The sequence below is a fragment of the Nocardioides ungokensis genome, from assembly GCF_013466985.1.
Taxonomy (GTDB): Bacteria; Actinomycetota; Actinomycetes; order Propionibacteriales; family Nocardioidaceae; genus Nocardioides; species Nocardioides ungokensis.
Window position 1 is genome coordinate 532343 of record NZ_CP059164.1, and the last position, 25134, is coordinate 557476.

The 25134-nt window shown below is 71.4% G+C and carries 25 protein-coding genes; 21 read left to right on the forward strand and 4 right to left on the reverse strand.

All coding sequences use genetic code 11. From position 1 onward, the window contains the following. The first annotated feature begins 15 nt into the window (after window positions 1-15). From ftsH to H0S67_RS02715, 8 genes are all read left to right on the forward strand, one after another. A complete protein-coding gene (gene ftsH / locus H0S67_RS02680; RefSeq protein WP_180935340.1) occupies window positions 16-2067 on the forward strand; it encodes an ATP-dependent zinc metalloprotease FtsH in 2052 nt (683 codons plus the stop codon). After that, complete coding sequence (gene folE / locus H0S67_RS02685) at window positions 2064-2678, forward strand: GTP cyclohydrolase I FolE (RefSeq protein ID WP_180935341.1); 615 nt, start codon at window positions 2064-2066, stop codon at window positions 2676-2678. The genes ftsH and folE overlap by 4 nt, the downstream gene beginning before the upstream one ends. Beyond that, window positions 2678-3565 carry a dihydropteroate synthase gene (folP, locus tag H0S67_RS02690; protein WP_180935342.1) on the forward strand — a complete coding sequence of 296 codons (888 nt, stop codon included), beginning with the start codon at window positions 2678-2680 and terminating at the stop codon, window positions 3563-3565. The genes folE and folP overlap by 1 nt, the downstream gene beginning before the upstream one ends. Continuing rightward, complete coding sequence (gene folB / locus H0S67_RS02695; RefSeq protein WP_180935343.1) at window positions 3562-3933, forward strand: dihydroneopterin aldolase; 372 nt, start codon at window positions 3562-3564, stop codon at window positions 3931-3933. The genes folP and folB overlap by 4 nt, the downstream gene beginning before the upstream one ends. Continuing rightward, on the forward strand, window positions 3930-4499 hold the full coding sequence (gene folK, locus H0S67_RS02700) for a 2-amino-4-hydroxy-6-hydroxymethyldihydropteridine diphosphokinase (RefSeq protein ID WP_180935344.1): 570 nt from the start codon (window positions 3930-3932) through the stop codon (window positions 4497-4499). The genes folB and folK overlap by 4 nt, the downstream gene beginning before the upstream one ends. Before the next feature lie 187 nt (window positions 4500-4686). After that, window positions 4687-4983 carry a DUF3180 domain-containing protein gene (locus tag H0S67_RS24260; protein WP_246355318.1) on the forward strand — a complete coding sequence of 99 codons (297 nt, stop codon included), beginning with the start codon at window positions 4687-4689 and terminating at the stop codon, window positions 4981-4983. Window positions 4984-4992: 9 nt separating this feature from the next. Further along, window positions 4993-5601, forward strand: a complete 609-nt coding sequence (locus tag H0S67_RS02710; RefSeq protein WP_180935345.1) for a hypothetical protein — start codon at window positions 4993-4995, stop codon at window positions 5599-5601. 496 nt (window positions 5602-6097) lie between these two features. Continuing rightward, on the forward strand, window positions 6098-6838 hold the full coding sequence (locus tag H0S67_RS02715; RefSeq protein WP_246355067.1) for a GNAT family N-acetyltransferase: 741 nt from the start codon (window positions 6098-6100) through the stop codon (window positions 6836-6838). A 23-nt stretch (window positions 6839-6861) separates the two neighbouring features. Here the strand turns inward: H0S67_RS02715 and H0S67_RS02720 are convergent, their stop codons facing one another. Then, window positions 6862-7848 carry an ABC transporter ATP-binding protein gene (locus H0S67_RS02720; RefSeq protein WP_425489871.1) on the reverse strand — a complete coding sequence of 329 codons (987 nt, stop codon included), beginning with the start codon at window positions 7846-7848 and terminating at the stop codon, window positions 6862-6864. A 3-nt stretch (window positions 7849-7851) separates the two neighbouring features. On the opposite strand from H0S67_RS02720, the gene H0S67_RS02725 reads away from it, so the two are divergent. From H0S67_RS02725 to H0S67_RS02735, 3 genes are all read left to right on the forward strand, one after another. Continuing rightward, on the forward strand, window positions 7852-8559 hold the full coding sequence (locus tag H0S67_RS02725) for an ABC transporter permease (RefSeq protein WP_180935346.1): 708 nt from the start codon (window positions 7852-7854) through the stop codon (window positions 8557-8559). After that, window positions 8556-9320 (forward strand): ABC transporter permease, encoded by a 765-nt coding sequence (locus H0S67_RS02730; protein WP_180935347.1) that lies wholly within the window; start codon window positions 8556-8558, stop codon window positions 9318-9320. The genes H0S67_RS02725 and H0S67_RS02730 overlap by 4 nt, the downstream gene beginning before the upstream one ends. 66 nt (window positions 9321-9386) lie before the next feature. Continuing rightward, complete coding sequence (locus H0S67_RS02735) at window positions 9387-10340, forward strand: ABC transporter substrate-binding protein (protein WP_180935348.1); 954 nt, start codon at window positions 9387-9389, stop codon at window positions 10338-10340. On the opposite strand, the gene H0S67_RS02740 is transcribed toward H0S67_RS02735, so the two are convergent. Together H0S67_RS02740 and H0S67_RS02745 are read right to left on the reverse strand one after the other, a co-directional pair. Further along, window positions 10318-11571, reverse strand: coding sequence for a glycosyltransferase family 2 protein (locus H0S67_RS02740; RefSeq protein WP_180935349.1), 1254 nt, complete (start codon window positions 11569-11571; stop codon window positions 10318-10320). The two genes, H0S67_RS02735 and H0S67_RS02740, sit on opposite strands and share 23 nt — an antisense overlap. A gap of 7 nt (window positions 11572-11578) precedes the next feature. Then, window positions 11579-12688, reverse strand: a complete 1110-nt coding sequence (locus tag H0S67_RS02745) for a sulfotransferase family protein (protein WP_180935350.1) — start codon at window positions 12686-12688, stop codon at window positions 11579-11581. Between the two features lie 229 nt (window positions 12689-12917). On the opposite strand from H0S67_RS02745, the gene H0S67_RS02750 reads away from it, so the two are divergent. After that, entirely contained in the window at window positions 12918-13988 is a 1071-nt protein-coding gene (locus tag H0S67_RS02750; protein WP_180935351.1) for a sulfotransferase family protein, read from the forward strand. A 3-nt stretch (window positions 13989-13991) separates the two neighbouring features. After that, a complete protein-coding gene (locus H0S67_RS02755; protein WP_180935352.1) occupies window positions 13992-14969 on the forward strand; it encodes a glycosyltransferase family 2 protein in 978 nt (325 codons plus the stop codon). A gap of 110 nt (window positions 14970-15079) precedes the next feature. Here the strand turns inward: H0S67_RS02755 and H0S67_RS02760 are convergent, their stop codons facing one another. Continuing rightward, window positions 15080-15886, reverse strand: a complete 807-nt coding sequence (locus H0S67_RS02760; RefSeq protein ID WP_180935353.1) for a sulfotransferase family protein — start codon at window positions 15884-15886, stop codon at window positions 15080-15082. A gap of 236 nt (window positions 15887-16122) precedes the next feature. Between H0S67_RS02760 and H0S67_RS02765 the strand changes: the two genes are divergently transcribed. The 8 genes from H0S67_RS02765 (at window position 16123) to H0S67_RS02800 (ending at window position 25095) form a co-directional block, all read left to right on the forward strand. After that, entirely contained in the window at window positions 16123-17058 is a 936-nt protein-coding gene (locus H0S67_RS02765; protein ID WP_180935354.1) for a Rossmann-like and DUF2520 domain-containing protein, read from the forward strand. Further along, complete coding sequence (gene panC / locus H0S67_RS02770) at window positions 17055-17951, forward strand: pantoate--beta-alanine ligase (protein ID WP_180935355.1); 897 nt, start codon at window positions 17055-17057, stop codon at window positions 17949-17951. Before H0S67_RS02765 ends, panC begins: the two co-directional genes overlap by 4 nt. Next, entirely contained in the window at window positions 17951-18370 is a 420-nt protein-coding gene (gene panD / locus H0S67_RS02775) for an aspartate 1-decarboxylase (protein WP_180935356.1), read from the forward strand. Before panC ends, panD begins: the two co-directional genes overlap by 1 nt. 9 nt (window positions 18371-18379) lie before the next feature. Continuing rightward, window positions 18380-20068, forward strand: coding sequence for an L-aspartate oxidase (locus H0S67_RS02780; protein WP_180935357.1), 1689 nt, complete (start codon window positions 18380-18382; stop codon window positions 20066-20068). Next, entirely contained in the window at window positions 20065-20973 is a 909-nt protein-coding gene (gene nadC, locus H0S67_RS02785) for a carboxylating nicotinate-nucleotide diphosphorylase (RefSeq protein WP_180935358.1), read from the forward strand. The genes H0S67_RS02780 and nadC overlap by 4 nt, the downstream gene beginning before the upstream one ends. Before the next feature lie 4 nt (window positions 20974-20977). After that, window positions 20978-21751: a type III pantothenate kinase gene (locus tag H0S67_RS02790; RefSeq protein WP_180935359.1), complete on the forward strand. Its 774-nt coding sequence runs from the start codon at window positions 20978-20980 to the stop codon at window positions 21749-21751. A 195-nt stretch (window positions 21752-21946) separates the two neighbouring features. Beyond that, on the forward strand, window positions 21947-22282 hold the full coding sequence (locus H0S67_RS02795; RefSeq protein WP_180935360.1) for a histone-like nucleoid-structuring protein Lsr2: 336 nt from the start codon (window positions 21947-21949) through the stop codon (window positions 22280-22282). Between the two features lie 224 nt (window positions 22283-22506). Beyond that, window positions 22507-25095 carry an ATP-dependent Clp protease ATP-binding subunit gene (locus H0S67_RS02800; protein WP_180935361.1) on the forward strand — a complete coding sequence of 863 codons (2589 nt, stop codon included), beginning with the start codon at window positions 22507-22509 and terminating at the stop codon, window positions 25093-25095. The last annotated feature ends 39 nt before the right edge of the window (window positions 25096-25134 follow it).

Here is a 25134-nt window from a genome sequence, read left to right on the forward strand (position 1 = left end):
TGTCGAGAGAAGCCTGTGAAGCGCATAGTCAAGGGTCCGTGGCTGTGGATCGTCGTCGCCGTGGTCGGCGTCCTCCTCGCCCTGCAGTACCTCAGCCCGAACGGCGGGTACGACGAGATCAGCACGTCCAGTCTCGAGTCGTACATCGCCAAGGGCCAGGTCAAGGACATCACGTTCATCGGTGGTGACCAGCAGATCCAGGCCACCCTGGACAGCGGCGTGCGCTCCGAGGGCGACAAGGTGACGGCGTACTGGGTCGCCGGCCAGCAGAACGGCATCATCAAGGAGGTCAACCAGCAGGTCGCGAAGGGCACCATCGAGGAGTCCAACTCCAAGATCGCCAAGCCCAGCCTGATCGGGTCCTTCCTGTTCTCGGTGCTGCCGTTCGTCGTGATCTTCCTGGTGTTCCTGTGGCTGCTGAACAACATGCAGGGCGGCGGCGGCCGTGGCGTGATGCAGTTCGGCAAGTCCAAGGCCAAGCTGATCTCCAAGGACATGCCGAAGACGACCTTCACCGATGTCGCCGGCTGTGACGAGGCCATCGAGGAGCTCGGCGAGATCAAGGAGTTCCTCCAGGAGCCGGCGAAGTTCCAGGCCGTCGGCGCCAAGATCCCCAAGGGCGTGCTGCTCTACGGCCCGCCCGGCACCGGCAAGACGCTGCTCGCCCGCGCCGTCGCTGGTGAGGCCGGCGTGCCGTTCTACTCGATCTCCGGCTCCGACTTCGTCGAGATGTTCGTCGGCGTCGGCGCCTCCCGGGTGCGCGACCTGTTCGAGCAGGCCAAGGAGAACGCCCCGGCGATCGTCTTCATCGACGAGATCGACGCCGTCGGTCGCCACCGCGGCGCCGGCATGGGCGGCGGCCACGACGAGCGCGAGCAGACCCTCAACCAGCTGCTGGTCGAGATGGACGGCTTCGACGTGCGCGGTGGCGTGATCCTGATCGCGGCCACCAACCGCCCCGACGTGCTCGACCCCGCGCTGCTGCGCCCGGGCCGCTTCGACCGCCAGATCGGCGTCGACGCCCCCGACCTGGCCGGCCGCCACATGATCCTCAAGGTCCACTCGCGCGGCAAGCCGATGGCGCCCGACATCGACCTGATGTCGATCGCCCGGCGCACCCCCGGCTTCACCGGCGCCGACCTGGCCAACGTGCTCAACGAGGCGGCCCTGCTCACCGCCCGGCAGAACCAGAAGCTGATCGGCAACCGCGCGCTCGACGAGGCGATCGACCGCGTCATCGCCGGCCCGCAGCGCAGCTCGCGGCTGATGAGCGAGAAGGAGAAGCTGATCACCGCCTACCACGAGGGCGGCCACGCCCTGGTGGCGGCGGCGCTGCCGGGCACCGACCCGGTCCACAAGATCACGATCCTGCCGCGCGGCCGTGCGCTCGGCTACACGATGGTGCTGCCCGACGAGGACAAGTACTCCCAGACCCGCTCGGAGATGCTCGACAAGCTGGCCTACATGCTCGGCGGCCGGGCGGCGGAGGAGATGGTCTTCCACGACCCGACCACCGGCGCCGGCAACGACATCGAGAAGGCCACCAACCTCGCGCGGGCCATGGTGACGCAGTACGGCATGACCGAGCGCCTCGGGGCCATCAAGCTCGGGGAGTCCAACTCCGAGCCGTTCCTGGGCCGCGACCTGGGTCACCAGCGCAACTACTCCGAGGACGTCGCCGCCAAGGTCGACGAGGAGACCAAGAAGCTCCTCGCCACCGCCCACCAGGAGGCGTTCGACATCCTGGAGGAGAACCGCGACGTGCTCGACCGGCTCGTGCTCGAGCTCCTCGACAAGGAGACGCTGGACAAGGCCGAGGTCGCCGAGGTCTTCGCGCCCCTGCGCCGCCGCCCGGTCCGGCCCGCCTGGACCGGGTCGCCGGACCGCAACCCGTCCGCCCTGCCGCCCGTGGAGATCCCTCAGGAGATCCGCGACCGGGCCGCCGTTAACGGGTCGGCCCCGGCCGAGGCGGGCGCGATCATCACGCCCCCCGGCTCGGGTGGCGACGTGCACGGCGACCCCGGCACCACCGGTGGGCACCCCGGCTCGGACCTGCCCTCTCGATGACCGACCCGATCGGCATCGCGACCCGGTCCCCGGAACAGGTGCCGGAGTTCGACCACGACCGGGCCGCGGCCGCCGTCCGTGAGCTGCTCCTCGCGATCGGGGAGGACCCCGATCGCGAGGGCTTGCGCGAGACCCCGGACCGGGTCGCGCGCGCCTACGCCGAGCTGACCGTGGGCCTGCGCCAGACGCCGGAGGAGGTCCTCACGACCACCTTCGACATCGGGCACGACGAGATGGTCCTGGTCCGCGACATCGAGCTGTGGTCGATGTGCGAGCACCACCTGGTGCCCTTCACCGGCGTCGCCCACGTGGGCTACATCCCGGCCGAGAGCGGCAAGATCACCGGACTGTCCAAGCTGGCCCGGCTCGTCGACGTCTACGCCAAGCGGCCCCAGGTGCAGGAGCGGCTGACCACGCAGGTCGCCGATGCGCTCATGGAGATCCTGGAGGCGCGTGGCGTCATCGTCGTGATCGAGGCGGAGCACCTCTGCATGACGATGCGCGGTGTCCGCAAGGCCGGTGCGCGCACGATCACCTCCGCGGTGCGCGGGATGATGCACCGGGCCGCCACCCGCTCCGAGGCGATGGCGCTGATCAACCGCGGCCACTGATGCCGGACCCGCTCCTCGCGCCGCTCGGCCGCCCACGGCTGATGGGGGTCGTCAACGTCACCCCCGACTCGTTCTCCGACGGCGGGCGGTGGGTCGAGCCCGGGGCGGCGATCGCGCACGCCCACGACCTGCTGGCCGACGGGGCCGACATCCTCGACATCGGCGGCGAGTCCACCCGCCCGGGCGCGACGCGGCCGCTGGTCGAGGAGGAGCTCGGCCGGGTGGTCCCGGTCATCCGGGCGCTCGCGGCCGACGGGGCCGTGGTCTCGGTCGACACGATGCGCGCCGACGTGGCCGAGGCCTCGCTGGCGGCCGGCGCGACCATGGTCAACGACGTGTCCGGGGGCCTGGCCGACCCGCGGATGCTCGAGGTCGTCGCGGCCGCCGGGGCGCCGTACGTCGCCATGCACTGGCGGGCGCACAGCGACCACATGCGCGACTTCGCGCGGTACGACGCTGCCGGCGGCGTGGTCGCTGCGGTCTGCGAGGAGCTGTCCCAGCGGGTCGAGGCCATGCTCGCCGCCGGGATCGCCCCCGACCGGATCGTGCTCGACCCGGGCCTGGGCTTCGCCAAGCGGGCCGAGCACAACTGGCAGCTGCTGGCCGGGCTCGACGCCGTGCAGGCCCTGGGCCACCCCGTGCTCGTGGGGGCCAGCCGGAAGTCCTTCCTGGGGTCCCTGCTGCCCGGTCCCGACGGCTCCCCGCGGCCCGTCGACCGACGTGAGGATGCCAACACCGCCGTCACGGTCCACCTCGCCCAGCAGGGCGTCTGGGGGATCCGCGTGCACGACGTCCGTGCCAGCCGGGACGCCCTCGCCGTCGTCGAGCGGCTCGCGGCCGAGCACCACCAGACCCTTCCGACCCCGACGCCTCAGGAGAGTGCATGACCGACGAACTGGCCGTCCTCGGCATCGAGTGCTTCGGCCACCACGGAGTCTTCGACTTCGAGCGCAGGGAGGGCCAGACCTTCGTGGTCGACCTCGTGCTGGGCCTCGACATCGCCCCCGCGGCGGCATCCGACGACTTGCGCGACACCGTGGACTACGGAAGTCTCGTGGCCGCGGTGAAGGCCGCCGTTGAGAAAGATCCGGTCGACCTGATCGAGACCCTTGCCGAGCGCATCGCGGGCGTCTGCCTCTTGGACCTCCGTGTTGAATGGGCTCGGGTCACGGTCCACAAGCCGGATGCACCCATCGAGGCGACGTTTGCGGACGTCGCCCTGACGATCAGCCGAACACGTGAGGGCGCGAAGTGACTGAGACCCCCAACCCGAACATCATCGACGCCGACACACTGACCGGCGAGATGCGTCCGATCCGTCGGGCGGTGCTGGCGCTGGGGTCCAACCTCGGGGAGCGGATGGCCAGCCTCCAGGGTGCCGTCAACGCGATCGCGGACACTCCCGACGTGTGGGTCACCGGCGTCTCGCCGGTCTACGAGACCGAGCCGGTCGAGAGCCCCGCCGAGGCCAAGACCTACCTGAACGCCGTGGTCCTGATCGACACCACGCTGGCCGCCACCCGTCTGATGGACCGTGCCCTGGCCATCGAGGACGCCTTCGAGCGCGAGCGCACCGACGTCAGGAACGCCCCGCGCACCCTCGATGTCGACCTGATCGTGGTCGGCGACCGCCGCAACGACGACGACTTCCTCCGGCTCCCGCACCCGCGGGCCGCCGAGCGCGCGTTCGTCCTGCAGCCCTGGCACGACCTCGAGCCGGAGGCGGAGTTCCCCGACCTGGGCCCGATCGCCGAGCTCCTCGAGAAGGCCGATCGCAGCGGGATCTCACGGCGGGACGACCTCACGCTCGAGATCCAGTGACGTCGGACCCGTCCGACGAGGAGCCGTCGGGCGGGCACCTGCGACCGACGTCCGCGGGCGCCCTCACCGCCTGGGTCGTCGTCGGCCTCGTCGGTGGCTGGCTGATCCACCCGATCACCGAACGGACCCGCGGCAGCGCCCCGTCGTCACCTGGACGCAGCCGCTCGCACTCTTCCTCGGCGCCGCGATCGTCGGCGCCACCGCGTGGGTCACCTGGCGCACGGTGCACGTGCGCCGCGAGCGTCTCGAGCCGCGCCGGGCGGTGAACAGGCTCCTGCTCGCCCGGTCCTGCGCGTACGTCGGGGCCCTCGTGGCCGGCGGCTACGCGGGCTACGCCGTGTCGTGGCTGGGCGTGGGCGCCGAGCTTGCCGACCAGCGTGCCTGGCGCTCGCTGGCCGCCGCCGCCGCCGGAGCGGCCATCACTATCACAGCGGTCCTTCTCGAGCGTGCGTGTCGCGTCCGTTCCGACGACGACACGACATAACCTGCTTTCATGCCTTCCCCGTCGAATCCGGCCACCTCCAGCCGGGCCCCCAAGGCCCGTCGTCGGCAGCGGAGCGTCCGGCTCACCATCGCTGTCGCACTCCTCGCGATCTCGGCTCTGCTGGTCCTCGGCGGCGTCCTCAGCGGGTCGTGGCTCGCGCTCGTGCTCGCCGCCCTCGTGGGCGTCGTGCTCGGTGCCGCGGCCACCCGCATCACCCACTCCGAGCTGATGGAGACCCGCCGTGAGGCGGCCCGCGACCGGGCCGAGCAGGCCCAGGCCTACCGCGACCTCACCGTGGCCCGCACGGCCGAGCACGCGGCGTACGCCGAGACGATGCAGTCGCGCATCGCTGCCCACGAGTCGGCGATCCACGACCTCGAGGAGGCGCTGACCTCGGCCCAGAAGCGCGCCGCCGAGGCGACCCGGAAGATGAACTCCGAGGCCCGCCGGGCCGACGTGGCCGAGCGCGAGGGGACGGAGACCAACGAGCGTCTGGAGTCCGCCGAGCAGCGCGCGGCCGAGGCGATCGTCCGCGTGGCCGAGCTGGAGCAGGAGCTCGACGTCCTGCGCGCCGAGCTGCTCGCCTGGCAGACCGCACCGGCGCGCCGCCACGCCTGACGCCGACCCGTCGCCGGCGACGCACAGCGTCCTCCGACCGGTAGCCGGCCCGACGCCGTACGACGTCGACCCGCCCGCCAACCAGCGGGCGGGTCCACGCATTTCCGGGACCTACGGCAGAATCGAGCCTCGTGATCCCCGAGGACTCCCGTTTCGAGAGCGACCCCGACCTCGTCATCCGATCGGAGCTCGGCACCGAACCGGGTCTGCCGAAGGGGTGGGAGGTCGGCACTCCCGACCCGCTGACCGGTTCGACGTCGCCCGCCTGACCCACCTGCTGCGCGCCCCGAGCGCGACGGGCGCGGCTGGGCCGCCTCGGGCGTCGACGACGTGCTCGTGGAGGTCTCCGAGCGCGGCCTGCGGATGCGGGAGAACGTCGTGGTCCGCGACGAGTCCGGGGAGATCCGCGCGTGGGGCAGCGTCCACGACCGCCCGAGGGGCGGATGCTCTTCGTGCACATCGTCGAGCGCGACCTGCCCGAGAACATCGCCAACCGGTGCTCCGCGCTGCTCGTGGAGTGGGCGGTCGGCCAGGCCAGGGCCGTGGGTGCCCGCCCGCCGGGCTGGAGGTCCAGCAGATCGACACCGGTGCCTTCGCCGACGACGACCGCCAGCACCAGTGGCTGGAGGGGTCGGGCTTCGAGCGGGTGCGCACCTGGTGGCAGATGAGCCGGCCGGTGACGTCCGACGAGGCGACGCTGACGGGCTCCCCCGACCACTGGGAGCAGGACGGGGTCGTCTTCCGGCTGGTCCGGCGCACCGGTGCCGGGATGCCCGACGAGTCCGACCTGCGCGAGGTGCACGAGGTCCTCGAGTCGGCGTTCGTCGACCACTTCAACTCCTACGAGGAGACCTTCGAGGAGTTCCTGTTCCGGCTCCGCGAGGACCCGGGGCACCGCTGGGACCACTGGTGGCTCGCCGAGCTCACCGACGACGAGACCCCGCAGCCGGTCGGCGCCCTGGTCGGGACCGTCAGCGAGAGCTCGTCCGGTCCCGACGGGTCGTACGTCGCCTACCTCGGCGTGCTCGAGGCCGCCCGGGGTCGTGGCGTGGCCAAGGGGCTGCTGCGCACGATCATCGCCGACGCCGCCAGCCGGGGCCGTGACCGCGTCGGCCTCGAGGTCGACGCGGACTCACCGACCGGCGCCGCCGGGCTCTACACCTCGATGGGCTGGAAGACCAAGTACGTCACCGAGTCGTGGCACCGGGATGTGCCGGTGGACCCGGACCAGGGCTGAGAGAACCGCCGGGCCGCGAGTCCTCACTCGGTCAGTGACGCCCGCAGGGCCCGGTGGATGCCGTTGGGGGTGAGCACCCCCACGAACTGGGCACCCTGCTTGACCGCCACCATCGCCTTGTCCTCGCTCAGCAGCACGGCGAGGGCGTGCTCGAGGGTCGAGTCGAGGTCGATGGCCGCGCCCAGGTCGCCGGTGCGGACGCCGTCGAGGGGCTCGAGGTGGGCCCGGTCGATCGGTGTCACCGCGAGCCGGCGCAGGCCCCGGGTCGAGCCCACGAAGTCGGCGACGAAGTCGTCGGCGGGACGACCCAGCAGGTCGGCGGGGGTCGCGTACTGCGCCAGCCGGCCGCCCTGGGCGAAGATCGCCACCCGGTCGCCCATCCGCACCGCCTCGTCGATGTCGTGGGTCACCAGCACGACGGTCTTGCCGAGCTCGCGCTGAAGCCGCAGGAACTCGGCCTGCAGGTGGCCACGCACCACCGGGTCGACCGCCCCGAAGGGCTCGTCCATGAGCAGCACCGGCGGGTCCGCGGCCAGCGCGCGCGCCACCCCGACGCGCTGGCGCTGGCCGCCGGAGAGCTGGTGCGGGTAGCGGTCGGCGTACGTCGCGGGGTCGAGGCCGACGAGCTCCATCAGCTCTTCCGCGCGGGCGCGCGCCTTGGCCCGGGACTCGCCGTACAGCAGCGGCACCGTCATCACGTTGGTGACGATCTTCTGGTGCGGGAAGAGGCCAACCTGCTGGATGACGTAGCCGATCCCGCGCCGCAGCTTGACCGGGTCCTGGCCCGTCACGTCCACGCCGTCGATCTCGATCGCGCCCGTCGTGGGCTCGATGAGGCGGTTGATCATCTTCAGCGTCGTCGACTTGCCGCAGCCGGACGGACCGACCAGGCAGACCAGCTCGCCGCGCCCGATGTCCAGGTCGAGCTCGCGGACGGCGACGGTCCCGTCGTCGTAGGTCTTCCCGACCCCGGTGAGCCGGATCATCGGCTGGGAGCCGGTAACGTCCATGCGGTGACCCTACTCGCGCAGGCGACAGCCGCCGGGCAGCCGAGCTGCTACAGCAGGCTGACCAACGAGTGGTTCTGCACCCAGTACCTCCACGACTACCGCAGCGAGATCGTCGACGCCACCACCCAGCACCTCGGCATCACGGTCGCCGCGGTGCTGCTCGGCGTCGTGATCGCGTTCCCGCTCTCGCTGCTCGCCCGGCGGCTGCCGCGCCTGGAGTCCTCGATCCTCGGGGTGAGCACCGGGATCTACACGATCCCCTCGCTCGCGCTGTTCCCGCTGCTGGTGCCGTTCACGGGGCTGACCGCCACGACGGTGGTCATCGGGCTGGCGCTCTACGCCCTGACCGTGCTGGTGCGCAGCATGCTCGAGGGGCTCCGCTCGGTGCCCGACGACGTGCGCGAGTCGGCCACCGGCCTCGGGTACGGCGCCGGTCGGCTGCTGTTCCGCGTCGAGCTGCCGCTGGCGCTCCCGGTGATCATGGCCGGACTGCGGGTGGCGACGGTGTCGACGGTCGCGCTGACCACGGTCGGCTCCCTGGTGGCGTACGGCGGGTTGGGCAACCTGATCAAGGACGGCGTGACCACCGACTTCCGCGCCGAGCTGTTCACCGCCTCGGTGCTGTGCGTGGTGCTGGCCGTCGTGCTGGACGCGCTCATCGTCGTGCTCCAGTGGGTGCTCACCCCCTGGACCCGGGGAGCGCAGGCATGAACGTCTTCGCCGACACCTGGACCTACCTGACCGACCCGGGGAACTGGCAGGGCGAGGGCGGCATGCTGCAGCTGCTCGTCCAGCAGCTGCTGATCAGCGTCACTGCACTGGCGGCCGCGATGGTGATCGGCCTGCCCGTCGCCCTGTGGCTGGGCCACCTCGGCCGGGGCGGCTTCCTGGCCATCAACATCTCCAACATCGGGCGCGCGGTGCCGACGTTCGCGCTGCTGGCGATCCTGGTCACCGCCGACCACCCCGGGGTGAGGACGTTCGGCCCCTACGGCCGCGCGGGCGTGGCCACCCTGATCGCGCTGACCCTCTTCGCGCTGCCACCGCTCATCACCAACGCCTACGTGGCGGTGCGCGAGGTCCCCGCCGACGTGCGGCAGGCCGCCGACGGGATGGGCATGACGGGGCTCCAGAAGTTCACCCGGGTCGAGCTGCCGCTGGCCCTCCCGCTCGTCATGTCCGGCGTCCGGCTCGCGCTGGTCCAGGTCTGGGCCACCGCCACCATCGCGGCGCTCGTCGCCGGGCCGGGCCTCGGGCGGGTCATCACCGACGGCTTCTACCGCTCCGACTACCCCAAGGGCATCGCGGGAGCCATCGTCGTGGCGCTCGTGGCGCTGGTCCTCGAGCTGTTCGCGGCGACCGTCCAGCGAGCCGTGGACCCCACTCCGGGGGCCTCGTCGCGTGGACGCAGGCACCCGAAGTCGGTGGGGCGCCGTAGGGTGGCTGAAGCGGCCGAGCCTGTCGGCAGCTGAGAGCGGGTCACCGCTCGCATCCGGACACGCGCGGCGGGGGCCGCGGGACACAGAAGGTTGGACGCCATGCAGGTACGACGCTCACTCGCCGCGGTGCTCTCCGTAGGCACCCTGTTCCTCGCCACCGCGTGCGCCGGGAACGACCTCAACAGCTCCAAGGCCAGCGACAGCGCCTCGCCGTCGGCCTCGGGCGACAAGGGCACGGTCCACATCTCCGGGCAGAACTTCCCCGAGGCGGCCCTGGTCGCCGCGATGTACGACGAGGTCCTCACCAACGCGGGCTACACCACGGACGTGAAGCTGGTCGACACCCGCGACGTCTACATGCAGACCTTCCCGCAGGGCGTCGACGTCGTCCCCGAGTACGTCGGCGGCATCCTCGACTTCCTCAACACCACCCAGAACGGCGCCGACGCCAAGCCGATCACGACCTCCGACGCCCAGCAGTCGATCGCGGCGGGCAAGAGCCTCCTCGACAAGCAGGGCATCACCCTGCTCAACCCGTCCGAGGCGACCGACACCAACGCGTTCTTCGTCTCGAAGGACTACGCCGACTCCGAGGGGGTCAGCACCCTCTCCGACCTCAAGGGCAAGAGCGTCGTGCTCGCCGCGGCCCCGGACTGCGAGGGCCGGCCCGACTGCGAGGGTGGCCTGTCGGACGTCTACGGCATCGACATCACCAAGGTGCTGCCGCTCGGCTACGCCAGCGACCAGACCTACAAGTCGGTGATCGACGGCGAGTCACAGCTCGGCGAGACGAGCACCACCGACGGGACGCTCGACGCCCAGGGCTTGGTGCTGCTCGACGACGACAAGAAGATCCAGCCGGCGCAGAACCTCATCCCGGCGGTCAGCTCGGACTTCCTGAAGGCACACCCCGACGTCGCCGCCCCGCTCAACGACCTGATGGCGGCGCTCACGACCGAGAAGCTCACCGAGCTGAACGCCAATGTCGCCGTCGACCGGCAGAAGCCCGAGGACGTGGCGCACGAGTTCCTCACCCAGGCCGGCCTGCTCTGACCTGACGCGCTCCCGGTAGTCCCCGCCGTTCGGCACCCGGATCCGGCCTGCCGGAGGTGCCGACCGGCGGGGCCCATCCCACATCGCGGGACCGCCGGCTCAGGGGGCGCGCAGGGCGTCGGGCAGGTCCGGCCGGTCGCTGACCGGGTGGTCGACGACCTCGCGGCCCCCGACGACCCGGGGGGAGCCCGTCGGGGTGGAGGTCGACGAACGCGAGGAACTCCTCGAGCGACGACCGTTCGCCGCGCGAGACCAGCCAGCCCATCACCCGCTGCCGCCAGGGCAGCGCCGTCTCCTCGAAGGGGACGGTGTCGGGACCCCAGAACTCCCCGACGCCCGCGCGCAGCATCGCCCAGAACTCGTCGGAGCTGCCCGGCACGGCGCGGAAGTACTCCCACATGTCGATCGGCAGCACCCGGGCGAACCACACCCGTTGCGTCGCCTCCGAGGTCCGCTCCCGCACGACCTCGGTGCTCCACCGCTTGGTCAGGATCCGGTCCGCGAGGTCGCGCGGGTCTGCGCGCTGCTGGCTGATCGAGGACCCGTCGGAGCGGATCCGCCAGCGGTAGACCGGCTCGGTCAGCACGTCGAAGGCGCGGGCCTGGACCAGGGCCCGGGTCAGGGCCGGCTGGTCCTCGTAGCGCACGTCCTCGGGGAAGACCAGGCCCGCGCCGTCCCAGAACGAGCGCCGGTAGACCTTGTTCCACGCGAAGACGTCGGCCAGCACCAGCGGGAGGTCCTCGATGGTCGCCGCCGCGGCGGCGCTGCGGTGGTTCTCCCGCATGAGGGGAGTCATGAAGGTGCGGTCGTCGTCGAAGCGCTCGACCGCGCCGATCGCGAGGTCCGAGCCGCTGCCCTCCAGGCTGGCGACGAGGCGCTCGTAGGCCCCCGGGCTGACCAGGTCGTCGCTGTCCGCGAAGGCGAGGTAGGCCCCGGTGCTCTGCCGGGTCCCCTCGTTGCGGGCGGCGCCGAGCCCGGCGTTCGCCTGGTGGATGACGCGCACCCGCGGGTCACGGTCGGCGTAGCGGTCGGCGACCGCACCGGTCGTGTCGGTCGACCCGTCGTCCACGACCACGACCTCGAGGGCCGGGTAGGACTGGTCCAGGATGCTGTCGAGGCAGGCGGCGAGGTAGTCCTCGACGTCGTACGCCGGGACCACCACGCTCAGCAGCGCCGGGGGAGCGCCGTCGGTGGCCGGGCGCCGCCGCAGCCGGCTCAGCAGGCTCGCCATGCGGACCCTACGGCCGCGCGCCCGGAGCGAGCCGGGCCCGGAGCCGGGCCCGGGCCGAGGCCGGGACCAGGCGGCGCACCGGAGCCGGGACGCGCCTCGCCGCGCGGACTGCGCCCGCCCGGAGCCCGGTGGCCGCAGGCGTGACCGGAGCCTCCGCGGACTCCTGCCGGGCGCGCTCCTGGGCGCGGGCCGCGATGACCGAGGAGCGCGAGACCATCTCCGACTCCAGGTAGTAGGAGCAGTACTCCTCGTAGACCTCGTCGAGGCGCGCGCTCACGGCGTCGGTGTCCGCGCCCGCGCCGGGCAGCTCGTCGAGCGCCTCCCAGGCGCTGCGCGCGATGGTGGTGAGCCGTTCCGGCAGGTCGAGGTCGTCCCAGGTCAGGCTGACCCGGCGCAGGGCCGGGTCGACGAAGCCCCCGACGGCCGCGCGCTGCTGCGGTCCGAGCTCCTGGAGGCCGGGCAGGGCCAGGGCGGTGCCGATCCCCTCGACGACGGGGGCCCAGTCGTCGAGCAGGTCGTGGTAGCGGACGAAGGCCCGGGCGGAGCCGCGGGTCGCGCGCTCGGTGCTTAGCAGCATGTTCACCCAGGCCGCGACGCCGTGGGCGTCCTGCAACGAGCTGTTGTAGTAGGCGCGCTTGCTGCCCACGATCTCGGCCGGTGGCCGGAGCATCGTGATGAACGACGGCTCGGCGCCGACCCGGCGCGCGATCGTCGTCCACAGGGGGAGGAACCACGAGATCCGCGGATCCTTGATCAGCAGCTCGTCGGCCTCGGAGAACTGCTGCTCGAGCCAGGTGGTCAGCACCCGGGTGGCCCCGGGGCGCTCCGCGAAACCGCTGGTGCGCGTCCACGCGTCGGGACGGGCGTCGGAGACCTGCACGTTGGCGTGCTTGAGCAGGTCGTCGTGGAAGTCGACCACCCACTGGGACTCCGAGAAGCCCTTGGGGTTGGTCTCGTCGGTGAGGACCTCGGGGGTCGGCACCACCAGCCCGAGGCGCTGCAGGATGCCAGCCACGGTGCTGGTTCCCGAGCGGCCGGCGCCGGCGACGAGGACCAGGCGGCGTGCGGTGCCCGGATGGGTCACAGAGGTCTGGGGTGACGAGTCGTCCGGGAGCATGGCCTGATGCTAGCCAGTCCCGCGGGCGCGGCGACGCCCCGGGCGGAGGCAGGTGGGGGGACCGGCTGGGTGAGGCTCGTACGGCCCCCTCGGGCTATCCTGAGCCACCGGCACCACCGCGTGTCTCCTGCGTCAACACACCACGACTGCGTCTATGGAGGTCGAGTCGATGCTCGAACAGGTTCCGGTCGAAGCGGATACGGACAAGCTGACCGATGAGGACCTGGCGATGTCGGCGACCCCTGGTGCGGTGGACGCCCAGCGCAAGGTCGTGCTGGTCGCCGGCTCCGGCCGCAGCGGCACCAGCCTGATGTCGGGGATCCTCAAGCACATGGGGATGCACGTGCCCGAGCCCGAGGTGGTCGCCGACGCGACCAATCCCAAGGGCTTCGGCGAGCCCCGCTGGGTGGTCGACTTCCACGAGACGCTGCTCAAGCGCGTCAACGTCCACACCGCGGACGCCCGGCCCAGTGCCTGGTTCGACGCCGGTCGCGCCGGCACCCGGGAGCTGAACCGCTCCGAGCTCACCACGTGGCTCGAGGAGCAGTTCGCGCACAGTGACTCGCTGGTGATCAAGGACCCGCGGATCTCGTGGTTCCTGGGCCTGTGGCGCGTGGCCGCGGTGCGGTCCGGCGCGTCGACGCGCACCATCACCATGCTGCGCCCGCCCGCCGAGGTGGTGGGCAGCAAGAACGCCTACTACGGCGGCCGGCAGGGCGACATCAGCCGGCTGGCCGGCTGGGCCAACGTGATGCTGTGCACCGAGCGCGCCACCCGCGGCTCGGCCCGGGCGTTCGTCCGCTACCACGACCTGCTCGACGACTGGACCAAGACCGTGGTGCGGCTCGGCGAGGAGCTCGACCTCGCGGAGGTCGCCGAGGCCGGCACCGGCAAGATGCAGGAGGTCCACACCTTCGTCGACCCGCAGCTGCGCCGGGTGCGCGCCACGTGGGACGACCTCTCGGTCCCGGACAACCTGCGTGAGGTCGCGCAGGCCACTTGGGACCAGCTCAACCTGCTCGCCGAGCCCGGGGGTGACACCCCGGAGGTCCACGCGGCCCTCGACGAGCTGCGCCGTGCCTACGGGGCCGTCTACTCCGACGCAGAGGCGCTGGCCAACTCCAGCGTGGTCGCGGCCGGCCCGGCGTTCCTGCGGGCGACCCGCCAGGCCCGGGCCGCCCAGGCCGAGGCGGAGGCGGCCGCTGCCTTCGAGGCGGCGTCCCCGATGCGCAAGACCTACCTGCGGACCCGGCGCGCCGGTGGACGGGTGAAGCGGCGCCTGCAGAACCGGGGTGAGTGAGCGATGACGGACAACCACCTCCAGCTCTCCAACCTCGAGGAGCGCCACGACTTCGACGTCTCGTGGCCCCGCGACTTCCACGCACAGAAGCCGGGCGTCACCGCGGTGCTGCGGGTCAAGAACGAGGCGCGGAGCCTGCCTTGGGTCCTGCCCCCGCTCTTCGAGGCGGTCCAGCACGTGGTGGTCGTCGACAACCAGTCCGACGACGGCACCCCCGACGTGGCCCGTGCGGTCGCCGAGCAGGTCGGCGCCGCCGAGCGCCTGACCGTGACGGCGTACCCCTTCGACGTGAGCCGGTGCGGTGCCGAGCACCTCGCGACGCCCGAGGCGTCGGTGCACAACCTCGCCTACTTCTACAACTGGTCCTTCGCGCACGTGGACACGTCGTACTCCATGAAGTGGGACGGCGACATGGTGCTGACCCGGGAGGGGATCGAGACCTTCGCCGACCTCTCTTGGCAGCTGGAGAGCGTGGAGGCGGTCATCGCGATGCCGCGCCACCCGCTCTTCGTGGAGAGCGAGCGGGTCGCCTACCTCGACGTCTACATGATCAACGTCGAGGAGTACGTCTTCCCCATGGGCGAGGAGTACCGCCACGTCAAGGCCTACGAGTGGGAGATGCGGATGGTGCCGCGGCAGGCACGCCGGGTGCGCCTCCCCGAGGGCCTGTGCGTCGAGCTGAAGTACCTCGACAGCGACGAGTTCGACCACTGGGACGGGCAGGACGCCTTCGGGGCCACCCCGCGCACGATGCGCAAGCTCCGCGAGTGGGAGGTCTTCCACGCCCTCAAGGAGGGACGTGCCGACGAGATCGAGGGTGTCGTCCGGATCGAGGCGCCCGCGGACTACGACCACGTGATCACCTACGTCACGCAGGCCTGGCTGCCCCGCCGGCCGCGCCCCGTCACGGTCCCGCTCGACCAGCGGCCGGGCTTCGATGCCGAGGCCCCCGAGGTTCCGGTCCGGGCCGACAGCCGCTGACGGGGGTCGGTCGCCCCCGACCGGCTCAGCCGGTCAGTCGTGCTGGGGGTGGGCGACGACCTTCTTGGCGTACTGCGCAGCCAGCTCGTCGGGCTGCAGGTCGCCGTCGATCAGGCGCTGCAGCGGCCACTGGGACACGTCGAGCCCCGAGAGCTTCTTGAAGACCGCGAAGTCCTGCCGGTAGCGCTCCACGAGGCCGGCGATGTCCGCGGGCGTGGGGGTGGTGCCCACCACGGTGGGCTTGCCCGGCATCGAGTGCGGGAGGTCGGGTAGGTCCGGAAGGCGTGGATGCCGAGGAACTCGGTGATCTTGTCGAGCGCGTTGCGGTAGTCGCCGAGGAACGAGCGGAACTCCAGGGCGTGGACCTGGTCGGCGCCCATCACCGCGATGGCGCGCTCGAGCTGGGCGCCGTAGTAGCCGCGCACGACACCGGAGTTCATCCGGTAGCCGTCCACGTTGGCCCCCTCGGGGATGTGGTCCTCGAGGCCGTCGGGCGCGAAGCGGGTCAGGAACTCGGGCCAGTCCGGGGCCACCTCGGGCCAGCGGTTGACGTTCATGACCCACTGCGAGAACAGCCGCTCGATGGGGTCCCGGAAGATCGCGATGATCTTCATGTCGGGGTTGTAGGCACGGATCCGCTCGAGGGCCTGCGGCCACCACAGGTAGAGCGGGGTGGCGTCGCCCATCAGCTGCGGGCGGGGTCGCTTGGCCGGCACGGTGAAGTCGGAGAAGTCCCCGCTGGCCCAGTCGCGCTTCTCGTCGTCGAAGTAGTGCATCTCCTTCTTCGGAGCGCGCTGGATCATGCGGTGCTTGTCGAGCATCGCGGAGAGGGTGCTCGTCCCGGACTTCTGGGTGCCTGCGATGCAGAAGGTGTACCGCCTGTCGCCGAAGTCGTTCTCCGGCTCGATCTCCGTCAACGCAATTCCTCCCATGAACCAGCCCGGCAGACGCGTCAACTGGTTCGAAAAACGGCCATCCCCAGAGGCAGGAGGCTAACACGGAGGCGGGAGTCGCCCTCGTCACACCGCGACGCCGTTCCCCCGGGAAGCAACCGCGTCCTAGTGTGTGTTCACTGCACAGACCGAGACACGTCCGGTACCCGCACCGGCCCTCGCCCGAGGGCGTCGGAGGGACTGGAACGGAGGGTTCACGCATGAAGAGCTCCACCTCGACGCCCACCTTCAGGGTCGGCGTCATCGGCGCCGGCCGGGTCGGCGGCGTCCTGGCCGCCGCCCTGCGCGACGCCGGCCACCGGGTCGTGGCCGCCGGGGGCGAGTCCGACGCCTCCCGCCACCGCATCGCCGAGCTCCTGCCGGGCACCCGGCACGCGAAGCCCACCGCGGTCGCCCGCGCCTGCGACCTGCTGCTGCTGACGGTCCCGGACGACATGCTGCCCAACGTCGTGACGATGCTCAGCGCCAGCGGCGCCATCCGCGAGGGGCAGTACGTCGTGCACACCTCCGGTCGGCACGGCCTGGGCGTGCTGGAGCCGGCCGCGGCGGCCGGTGCCCACGTGGTCGCCATGCACCCGGCGATGACGTTCACCGGCACCCCGGTGGACCTCCCGCGCCTGTCCGGCTGCGTCTTCGGCCTCACCGCCGGACCGGGCGAGCGGGCCATCGCCGAGCGTCTCGTCGCCGACCTCGGCGGCCGCCCGATGTGGGTCGCCGAGGAGATGCGCACGCTCTACCACGCCGGGCTCGCACACGGCGCCAACCACCTGGTCACCCTCGTCACCGAGGCCATGGAGATCCTGACCGCGGCGGGGGCCGACGACCCCGCGGGCACGCTCCGGCCGCTGCTGGCGGCGGCGCTCGACAACGCCCTGGAGCACGGCGACGCCGCCCTCACCGGCCCGATCGTCCGCGGTGACGTCAACACGGTCCGGGCACACCTCGAGGACATCGAGGCCAACGCGCCGCAGACCCTGGCGTCGTACGTCGCACTGGCGCGGGCCACCGTCGACCGCGCCGTGACCGACGGCCGGCTGCTGCCGATCCGGGCCGCAGCCATCCGCCGGGTCCTCGACGAGTCGGTGGACGCCCAGGCGCCCGCTCCGGGGTCGACCCCGCGACCGACGCTGCCATGAGTGCCACACCGCTGGTCGCGCGCACCCGCGACGAGCTCGCCGAGATCCTGTCCCCGGCCCGCTCCGGGGGGCGCCCGGTCGGACTGGTGCCGACCATGGGCGCGCTCCACGAGGGCCATGCCAGCCTGATGCGGGTCGCGCGTGAGCACGTCGCCGACGGTGCGCTGGTCGTGTCGATCTTCGTCAACCCGCTGCAGTTCGGTGCCGGCGAGGACCTCGACCGCTACCCCCGCACGCTCGAGGCCGACCTGAAGGTCTGTGAGCGCGAGGGCGTCGACGTCGTCTTCGCGCCGTCGGTCGACGAGGTCTATCCCGGCGGGGAGCCGCAGGTCACGGTCGAGCCGGGGCCGCTGGCCACGGTGCTCGAGGGCAGCACCCGTCCCGGGCACTTCAGGGGCGTGCTGACCGTGGTGGCCAAGCTCCTCGGCCTGGTCCGCCCCGACGTGGCCGTCTTCGGCGAGAAGGACTACCAGCAGCTGGTGCTGATCAAGCGGATGGTGCTGGACCTCAACATGCCCGTCACGGTCGTCGGTGCCCCCACGCAGCGGGAGCCCGACGGGCTCGCGCTCTCCAGCCGCAACCGCTACCTCGAGGACGAGCCGCGCCAGGAGGCGGTCGCGCTCAGCCGGACCCTGCGGGCCGCCCAGGAGGTGGCGGAGTACGGCGCCGACGTCGCGCTCGACGCGGCCCGGGCGGAGCTGCGGCGCACGACCGGCGTCGACCTGGACTACCTGGCCCTCACCGACCCCGAGCTGGGTGACCTGCCGCCCGACGTACCGGCCGGCACCGAGGCCCGGATCCTGGTGGCCGCCCGTGTGGGCGGCACCCGCCTCATCGACAACATGCCCCTCACCCTCGGGTCCGCGCCCGACCAGCGCCAGGAGGAACTCTGATGCTCCGCACGATGATGAAGAGCAAGATCCACCGCGCCACCGTCACCCAGGCGGACCTGCACTACGTCGGGTCGGTGACCGTCGACGAGGACCTGCTCGAGGCGGCCGACCTGCTGCCCGGCGAGCTGGTCCACATCGTCGACATCACCAACGGCGCCCGCCTGGAGACCTACACGATCGCCGGGGAGCGCGGCTCCGGGGTGATCGGGATCAACGGCGCGGCCGCCAGGCTGGTGCACCCCGGTGACCTGGTGATCCTGATCGGCTACGGCCAGATGGACACCGAGGAGGCCAGGTCCTTCCAGCCCCACGTCGTCTTCGTCGACGCGGACAACAAGGTCCTGGCGACCGGGTTCGACCCGGCCGAGACCTTCGGCGGCAACGGTCTGGTCCGCGGTGACGCGACCGCCGGGCGATAGCCTGCATGAATGGCTGACGCCCCCCTTCGCCGGGTCCCCGGTCGCCTCACGGCGCCCCCGCCCGGGTGGACGACGACCTCCGACGTCGTCGTCATCGGCTCCGGCATCGCCGGGCTGACCGCCGCGCTACGCCTGCGCGGCAAGGTCGAGAAGATCCTGGTGGTGACCAAGGACGTGCTCGCCGCGGGCTCGACGCAGTGGGCGCAGGGCGGGATCGCCGCCGCCCTCGGCCCCGGCGACACCCCCGCCCAGCACGAGCACGACACCCTGGTCGCCGGTGCCGGTGCCTGCGACCTCGAGGCCGTGCGCGTCCTGGTCAACGAGGGTCCCGAGGCGGTCCACGAGCTCATCGCGCTCGGCACCCGCTTCGACCACGACCCCGACGGCGAGCTCTCGCTGACCCGCGAGGGCGGTCACCACCGCGACCGGATCGCGCACGCGGGTGGCGACGCCACCGGGGCCGAGATCCAGCGCGCCCTCATCGCCGCGATCGAGCAGGCGCCGGAGATCGAGGTGGTCCAGCACGCCCTCGCCGTCGACCTCCTCCTCGACGACGCCGGCGGGATTGCCGGGGTCACCCTGCACGTGATGGGGGAGGGCCAGCGCGACGGCGTCGGCGCGGTCCACTGCCGGGCGGTGGTCCTGGCCAGCGGCGGTCTGGGCCAGGTCTTCTCCCAGACGACCAACCCGGCCGTCTCGACCGGGGACGGGATGGCGGTGGCGCTGCGCGCGGGCGCTGCGCTGCGCGACCTGGAGTTCGTCCAGTTCCACCCCACCGTGATGTACCTCGGCCCCGATTCCCGCGGCCAGCAGCCGCTGATCTCCGAGGCGGTGCGCGGCGAGGGCGCGTTCCTCGTCGACGCTCTGCCCGAGGAGGGGGGCAACCGCTTCATGCAGGGCGTCCACGAGCTCGCCGACCTCGCCCCCCGCGACGTCGTGGCCAAGGCGATCACCCGGCGCATGAACGAGACCGGCCAGCCGCACATGTGGCTCGACGCCCGCCACCTCGGAGCGGAGTTCTGGGAGCGCCGCTTCCCGACGATCCTGGCCACCGCGCGGTCGCACGGCGTCGACCCGGTCACCGACCTGATCCCCGTCGCCCCCGCCTGCCACTACGCCTCGGGCGGCGTGCGGACCGACCTGTGGGGACGCACCGACGTGGCCGGGCTGTACGCCACCGGCGAGGTCGCCTGCTCGGGCGTGCACGGTGCCAACCGGCTCGCGTCGAACTCCCTGCTCGAGGGGCTCGTCTTCTCGCGACGCATCGCGACGGTGCTGCCCGACGAGCTGCGGCCCTGGTCCGACCCGGTCGAGGACACCCGCACCGCGGGACTCGTCCCCGGGTCGGTGCGCCGTGAGCTGCAGGAGGTGATGACCTCCCGGGTCGGGGTGCTGCGCAGCGCCGACGGGCTCGCCGAGGCCGCCCTGATGCTCGACAAGGTCGCCGGAGCCGCGGCCGAGGAGGTCAGCCAGGAGGCCTGGGAGACCACCAACCTGCTCACGATCAGCGCCGCGCTCGCGGGGGCGGCCGCCCTGCGCGAGGAGACGCGCGGGTCGCACTGGCGCGAGGACTTCCCGGAGCGTGACGACGAGCTCTGGGCCGGCCACTTCGACGCCGTGATGGTCGACGGCGAGACGACGCTCGCCTTCCGGCCTGCCCCCGCCACCGACCACCTCGTTGAAGGAGCTACCCCGTGACGATCGTGCGTACGCCGTACGACGCCCTCCCCGCCGGACTGCTCGGGGAGCTCACGCTCGCGGGCCTGGACGCCCGCTCGGTCTACGACGCCGTCGTCCTCGCCATCGCCGAGGACCTCCCGGGCGAGGACGTGACCAGCGCGGCCACGATCCCGGACACGGCCCGTGGGACCGCCGACCTGGCCACCCGCGAGCCGGGCGTGGTCGCCGGTCTCACGGTCGCGGCGCTGGTCTTCCACTACGTGATGGGCGACGACGTCAAGGTCACCGACCGGGTCGCCGACGGAAGCACGGTCGCCCCGGGCGACGTCGTGATGCGCGTGTCCGGCCCGATCCGTGGCTTGCTCACCGCGGAGCGCACCGCGCTCAACTACGCCTCCCACCTCTCCGGCGTCGCGACCGCCACGGCCGCCTGGGTCGCGGCACTCGACGGGACCCGGGCCCGGGTGCTCGACACCCGCAAGACGCTGCCGACCTACCGCGCCCTGCAGAAGTACGCCGTGCGCTGTGGCGGCGGCCTCAACCACCGGTTCAGCCTCTCCGACATGGCGCTGGTCAAGGACAACCACGTCGTCGCGGCCGGGGGCGTGGTCCCGGCGTACCAGGCTGTCCGCTCGGCCTACCCGGACCTTCCCGTGGAGGTCGAGGTGACCGACCTCGGCCAGCTGCGCGAGCTGCTGGATGCGGGATGCGAGCGGATCCTCCTCGACAACATGGACTGCCCGACGATGGCCGAGGCGGTGCGGCTGGTCGGGCAACGCGCCACCCTCGAGGCGTCCGGCGGGCTCACCTTCGAGCGGGCCCGGGAGGTGGCCGAGACCGGCGTCGACTTCATCTCGGTGGGCGCGCTGACCCACTCGGTGAAGGTCTTCGACCTCGGCCTGGACCTCCAAGAGCAAGCGTGAGCTGATGGCGCTGCTCGCGGCCGACATCGGCAACAGCCACACCGTCCTCGGCCTCCTCGAGAACGGGGACGTGGTCGCGGACTGGCGGGTCGCGACCGACGAGCGGCGCACCTCCGACGACTGGTCGGTGGTCCTCAAGGGACTGCTGGGCGACGACCTGGCCAAGGTGGACGGTATCGCCGTCTGCGCGACGGTCCCGGCGGTGCTGCACGAATGGCGCGAGATGCTCGCCGGTCACTTCCCCGACGTCCCCCGGGTGGTGGTCGAGCCCGGTGTCCGGACCGGCGTCCCCGTGCTGATGGACAACCCTCGCGAGGTGGGCTCGGACCGGATCATCAACGCGCTGGCTGCCGCGACGGACTACGGCGGCCCGGCGATCGTCGTCGACTTCGGCGGGACCGCCACGACGTTCGACGTGGTCAGCGCGCGCGGCCAGTACGTCGGCGGCGCCATCGCCCCGGGAATCGAGATATCGCTGGAGGCGCTCGGCCGGAGAGGCGCCCAGCTCCGCAAGGTGGAATTGCTGCGACCGCGTTCGGTGATCGCCAAGAACACCGTCGAGGCGTTGCAGTCGGGAATGGTCTTCGGTGTCGCCAGCCAGGTCGAGGGAATTGTCGCCCGAATGATCGCCGAGCTCGGCGTGACGGATGAGGACGTGCGGGTGATCGCGACCGGTTATCTCGCACCGTTGGTGCTCGAGGAATGTCGCTGCTTCACCGACCACGCTCCATGGCTCACGCTGCGCGGGCTCGAGATGGTGTTCGCCCGCAACACCTGATACAGGCAGCACCTGAGCCGGGCCGCAACTTCGATAACCGGCACCGTGACGGCTCTCATCCGCTGCCGGGTGTGGGCCGAGTTCGGGTTCACGATCGGTGCGACAAATGGCGGGGACCGGTGACGGAACGAATTCCTTTCATGGCATGATCAATTCGTTGATTCGAATTCCTTGGAACGAAAACGAGGTAATCCCATGGCTCAGAAGGTGCACATCGTTCTCGTCGACGACCTCGACGGCAGCGAGGCGACCGAGTCGGTCTCCTTCGGCCTCGACGGAACGTCGTACGAGATCGACCTGAACGACGCGAACGCCGCCCGCCTGCGCGACGCGCTCGCCGAGTTCGTGGGCCACGCGCGCAAGGTCGGGTCCGCCTCCCGCCGCGGTCGTCGATCGTCGGGAGCTGCGGCCGCAGCCGGTGGTCCGAGCGCCAGGGAGATCCGGGACTGGGCCCGATCCAACGGCTTCGACGTGCCCGATCGTGGACGCGTCTCCGCCGAGGTCCGTGAGGCCTTCGACGCGGCTCACTGAGCCACCCGCACCACGCCGAGTCGGCGTGAAGTGTCCGCCAGTCAGGGAACTTCACGCCGACTCGGTCGCATTTCGGGGGAGGTGACCACGGGCCTGTTCGCTCAGAGCGGAGCGTGATTACCTGCCCTTCGGGAACGCGTAGGCTGTGGACGGGGTTAGTTCACCTGTCCGGTCCCGACGATCAAATGAGCGGGACGGCCCCGAACTCCTGAGGAGAGTTGCGCATGTTCGAGCGGTTCACAGACCGAGCCCGCCGGGTGGTCGTGCTGGCCCAGGAAGAGGCCCGCATGCTCTCCCACAACTACATCGGGACGGAGCACATCCTGCTCGGCCTGATCCACGAGGGTGAGGGCGTCGCCGCCAAGGCTCTCGAGAGCCTCGACATCTCGCTGGAGGCGGTCCGCGCCCAGGTCGAGGAGATCATCGGCCAGGGCCAGCAGGCCCCCAGCGGCCACATCCCGTTCACGCCGCGCGCCAAGAAGGTGCTCGAGCTGTCCCTGCGCGAGGCGCTGCAGCTCGGCCATTCCTACATCGGGACCGAGCACATCCTGCTCGGCCTGATCCGCGAGGGTGAGGGCGTCGCGGCGCAGGTGCTGCAGAAGCTCGGCGCCGACCTGAACCGTGTCCGTCAGCAGGTCATCCAGCTCCTCTCGGGCTTCCAGGGCAAGGAGTCCGCGTCGTCGGGGGCCGCCACGAGCGGCTCGTCGAGCGACGCGCCCTCGTCCTCGCTGGTGCTCGACCAGTTCGGTCGCAACCTCACCCAGGACGCCCGCGAGGGCAAGCTGGACCCGGTCATCGGCCGGGAGCAGGAGATCGAGCGGGTCATGCAGATCCTGTCCCGCCGTACGAAGAACAACCCGGTCCTGATCGGCGAGCCGGGCGTCGGCAAGACGACCATCGTCGAGGGCCTGGCCCAGGACATCGTCAAGGGCAACGTCCCCGAGACGCTGAAGGACAAGCAGATCTACACGCTCGACCTCGGCGCGCTGGTGGCCGGGTCGCGCTACCGCGGTGACTTCGAGGAGCGGCTGAAGAAGGTCCTCAAGGAGATCCGCACCCGCGGCGACATCGTGCTGTTCATCGACGAGATCCACACCCTCGTCGGCGCCGGCGCGGCCGAGGGCGCGATCGACGCCGCCAGCATCCTCAAGCCGATGCTGGCCCGCGGCGAGCTGCAGACCATCGGCGCGACCACCCTCGACGAGTACCGCAAGTACCTCGAGAAGGACGCCGCCCTCGAGCGCCGGTTCCAGCCGATCCAGGTCTCCGAGCCCTCGATCGCGCACACCATCGAGATGCTCAAGGGCCTGCGCGACCGCTACGAGGCGCACCACCGGGTCACCATCACCGACGAGGCGCTGGTCTCGGCGGCGACGCTGGCCGACCGCTACATCTCCGACCGCTTCCTGCCCGACAAGGCCATCGACCTGATCGACGAGGCCGGCTCGCGGCTGCGGATCCGCCGGATGACCGCCCCCGCCGACCTGCGCGAGTACGACGAGAAGATCGGCGACGTGCGGCAGCGCAAGGAGGCCGCCATCGACGGCCAGGACTTCGAGGCGGCCGCGCGCCTGCGCGACGAGGAGAAGCAGCTGACCGCCAAGAAGCTCGAGCGCGAGAAGCAGTGGCGCGCCGGCGACATGGACGAGGTCGCGGAGGTCGACGAGGAGCTGATCGCCGAGGTCCTGGCCGTGGCCACGGGCATCCCGATCGTGAAGCTGTCCGAGGAGGAGTCCACCCGGCTGCTCAAGATGGAGGACGAGCTCCACAAGCGCGTCATCGGCCAGGAGGAGGCCGTCAAGGCGCTCTCCCGGGCGATCCGTCGTACCCGTGCCGGTCTGAAGGACCCCAAGCGTCCCGGCGGCTCGTTCATCTTCGCCGGACCCTCCGGTGTCGGGAAGACCTGGCTGTCCAAGACGCTCGCGGAGTTCCTCTTCGGCGACGAGGACGCGCTGATCCAGCTCGACATGAGCGAGTTCGGCGAGAAGCACACGGTCTCGCGGCTGTTCGGCTCGCCCCCCGGCTACGTCGGCTACGAAGAGGGTGGCCAGCTGACCGAGAAGGTGCGGCGCAAGCCGTTCTCGGTCGTGCTCTTCGACGAGGTCGAGAAGGCGCACCCGGACATCTTCAACAGCCTCCTGCAGATCCTGGAGGAGGGTCGCCTGACCGACTCCCAGGGCCGGGTGGTCGACTTCAAGAACACCGTCATCATCATGACCACCAACCTCGGCACCAGGGACATCGCCAAGGGCATCAACCTCGGCTTCCAGCAGAGCGGTGACGCGGCCGGTTCCTACGACCGGATGAAGGCGAAGGTCTCCGAGGAGCTCAAGCAGCACTTCCGGCCGGAGTTCCTCAACCGCGTCGACGAGATCATCGTGTTCCCGCCGCTGTCGCAGGAGCAGATCATCTCGATGGTGGACAACATGATCGCCGCGGTGGAGCTGCGCCTGAAGGACCGGGACATGCAGCTCGAGCTGACCCAGCCGGCCAAGAACCTCCTGGCTCAGCGGGGCTTCGACCCCGTGCTGGGTGCGCGCCCGCTGCGTCGCACCGTCCAGCGCGAGATCGAGGACACCCTCGCGGAGAAGATGCTCTACGGGGAGGTCGGTCCGGGCCAGATCGTGCTCGTGGGCGTCGAGGGTGAGGGGCCCGACGCCACGTTCACCTTCCACGGGCAGAAGGTCGGCAGCCTGCCGGACCTGCCGCCGTTCGAGACCGCCGGTGTCGAGCTCGCCCCGGGCGAGACCGCCACCGACGAGGGTGACGAGCCCGGCCCGATCGACGTGCCCAAGTCCCCCGACAACGACTGACGGGCTTCCAGCCCTCCAGCCTGCGTCATACGGCCCGGT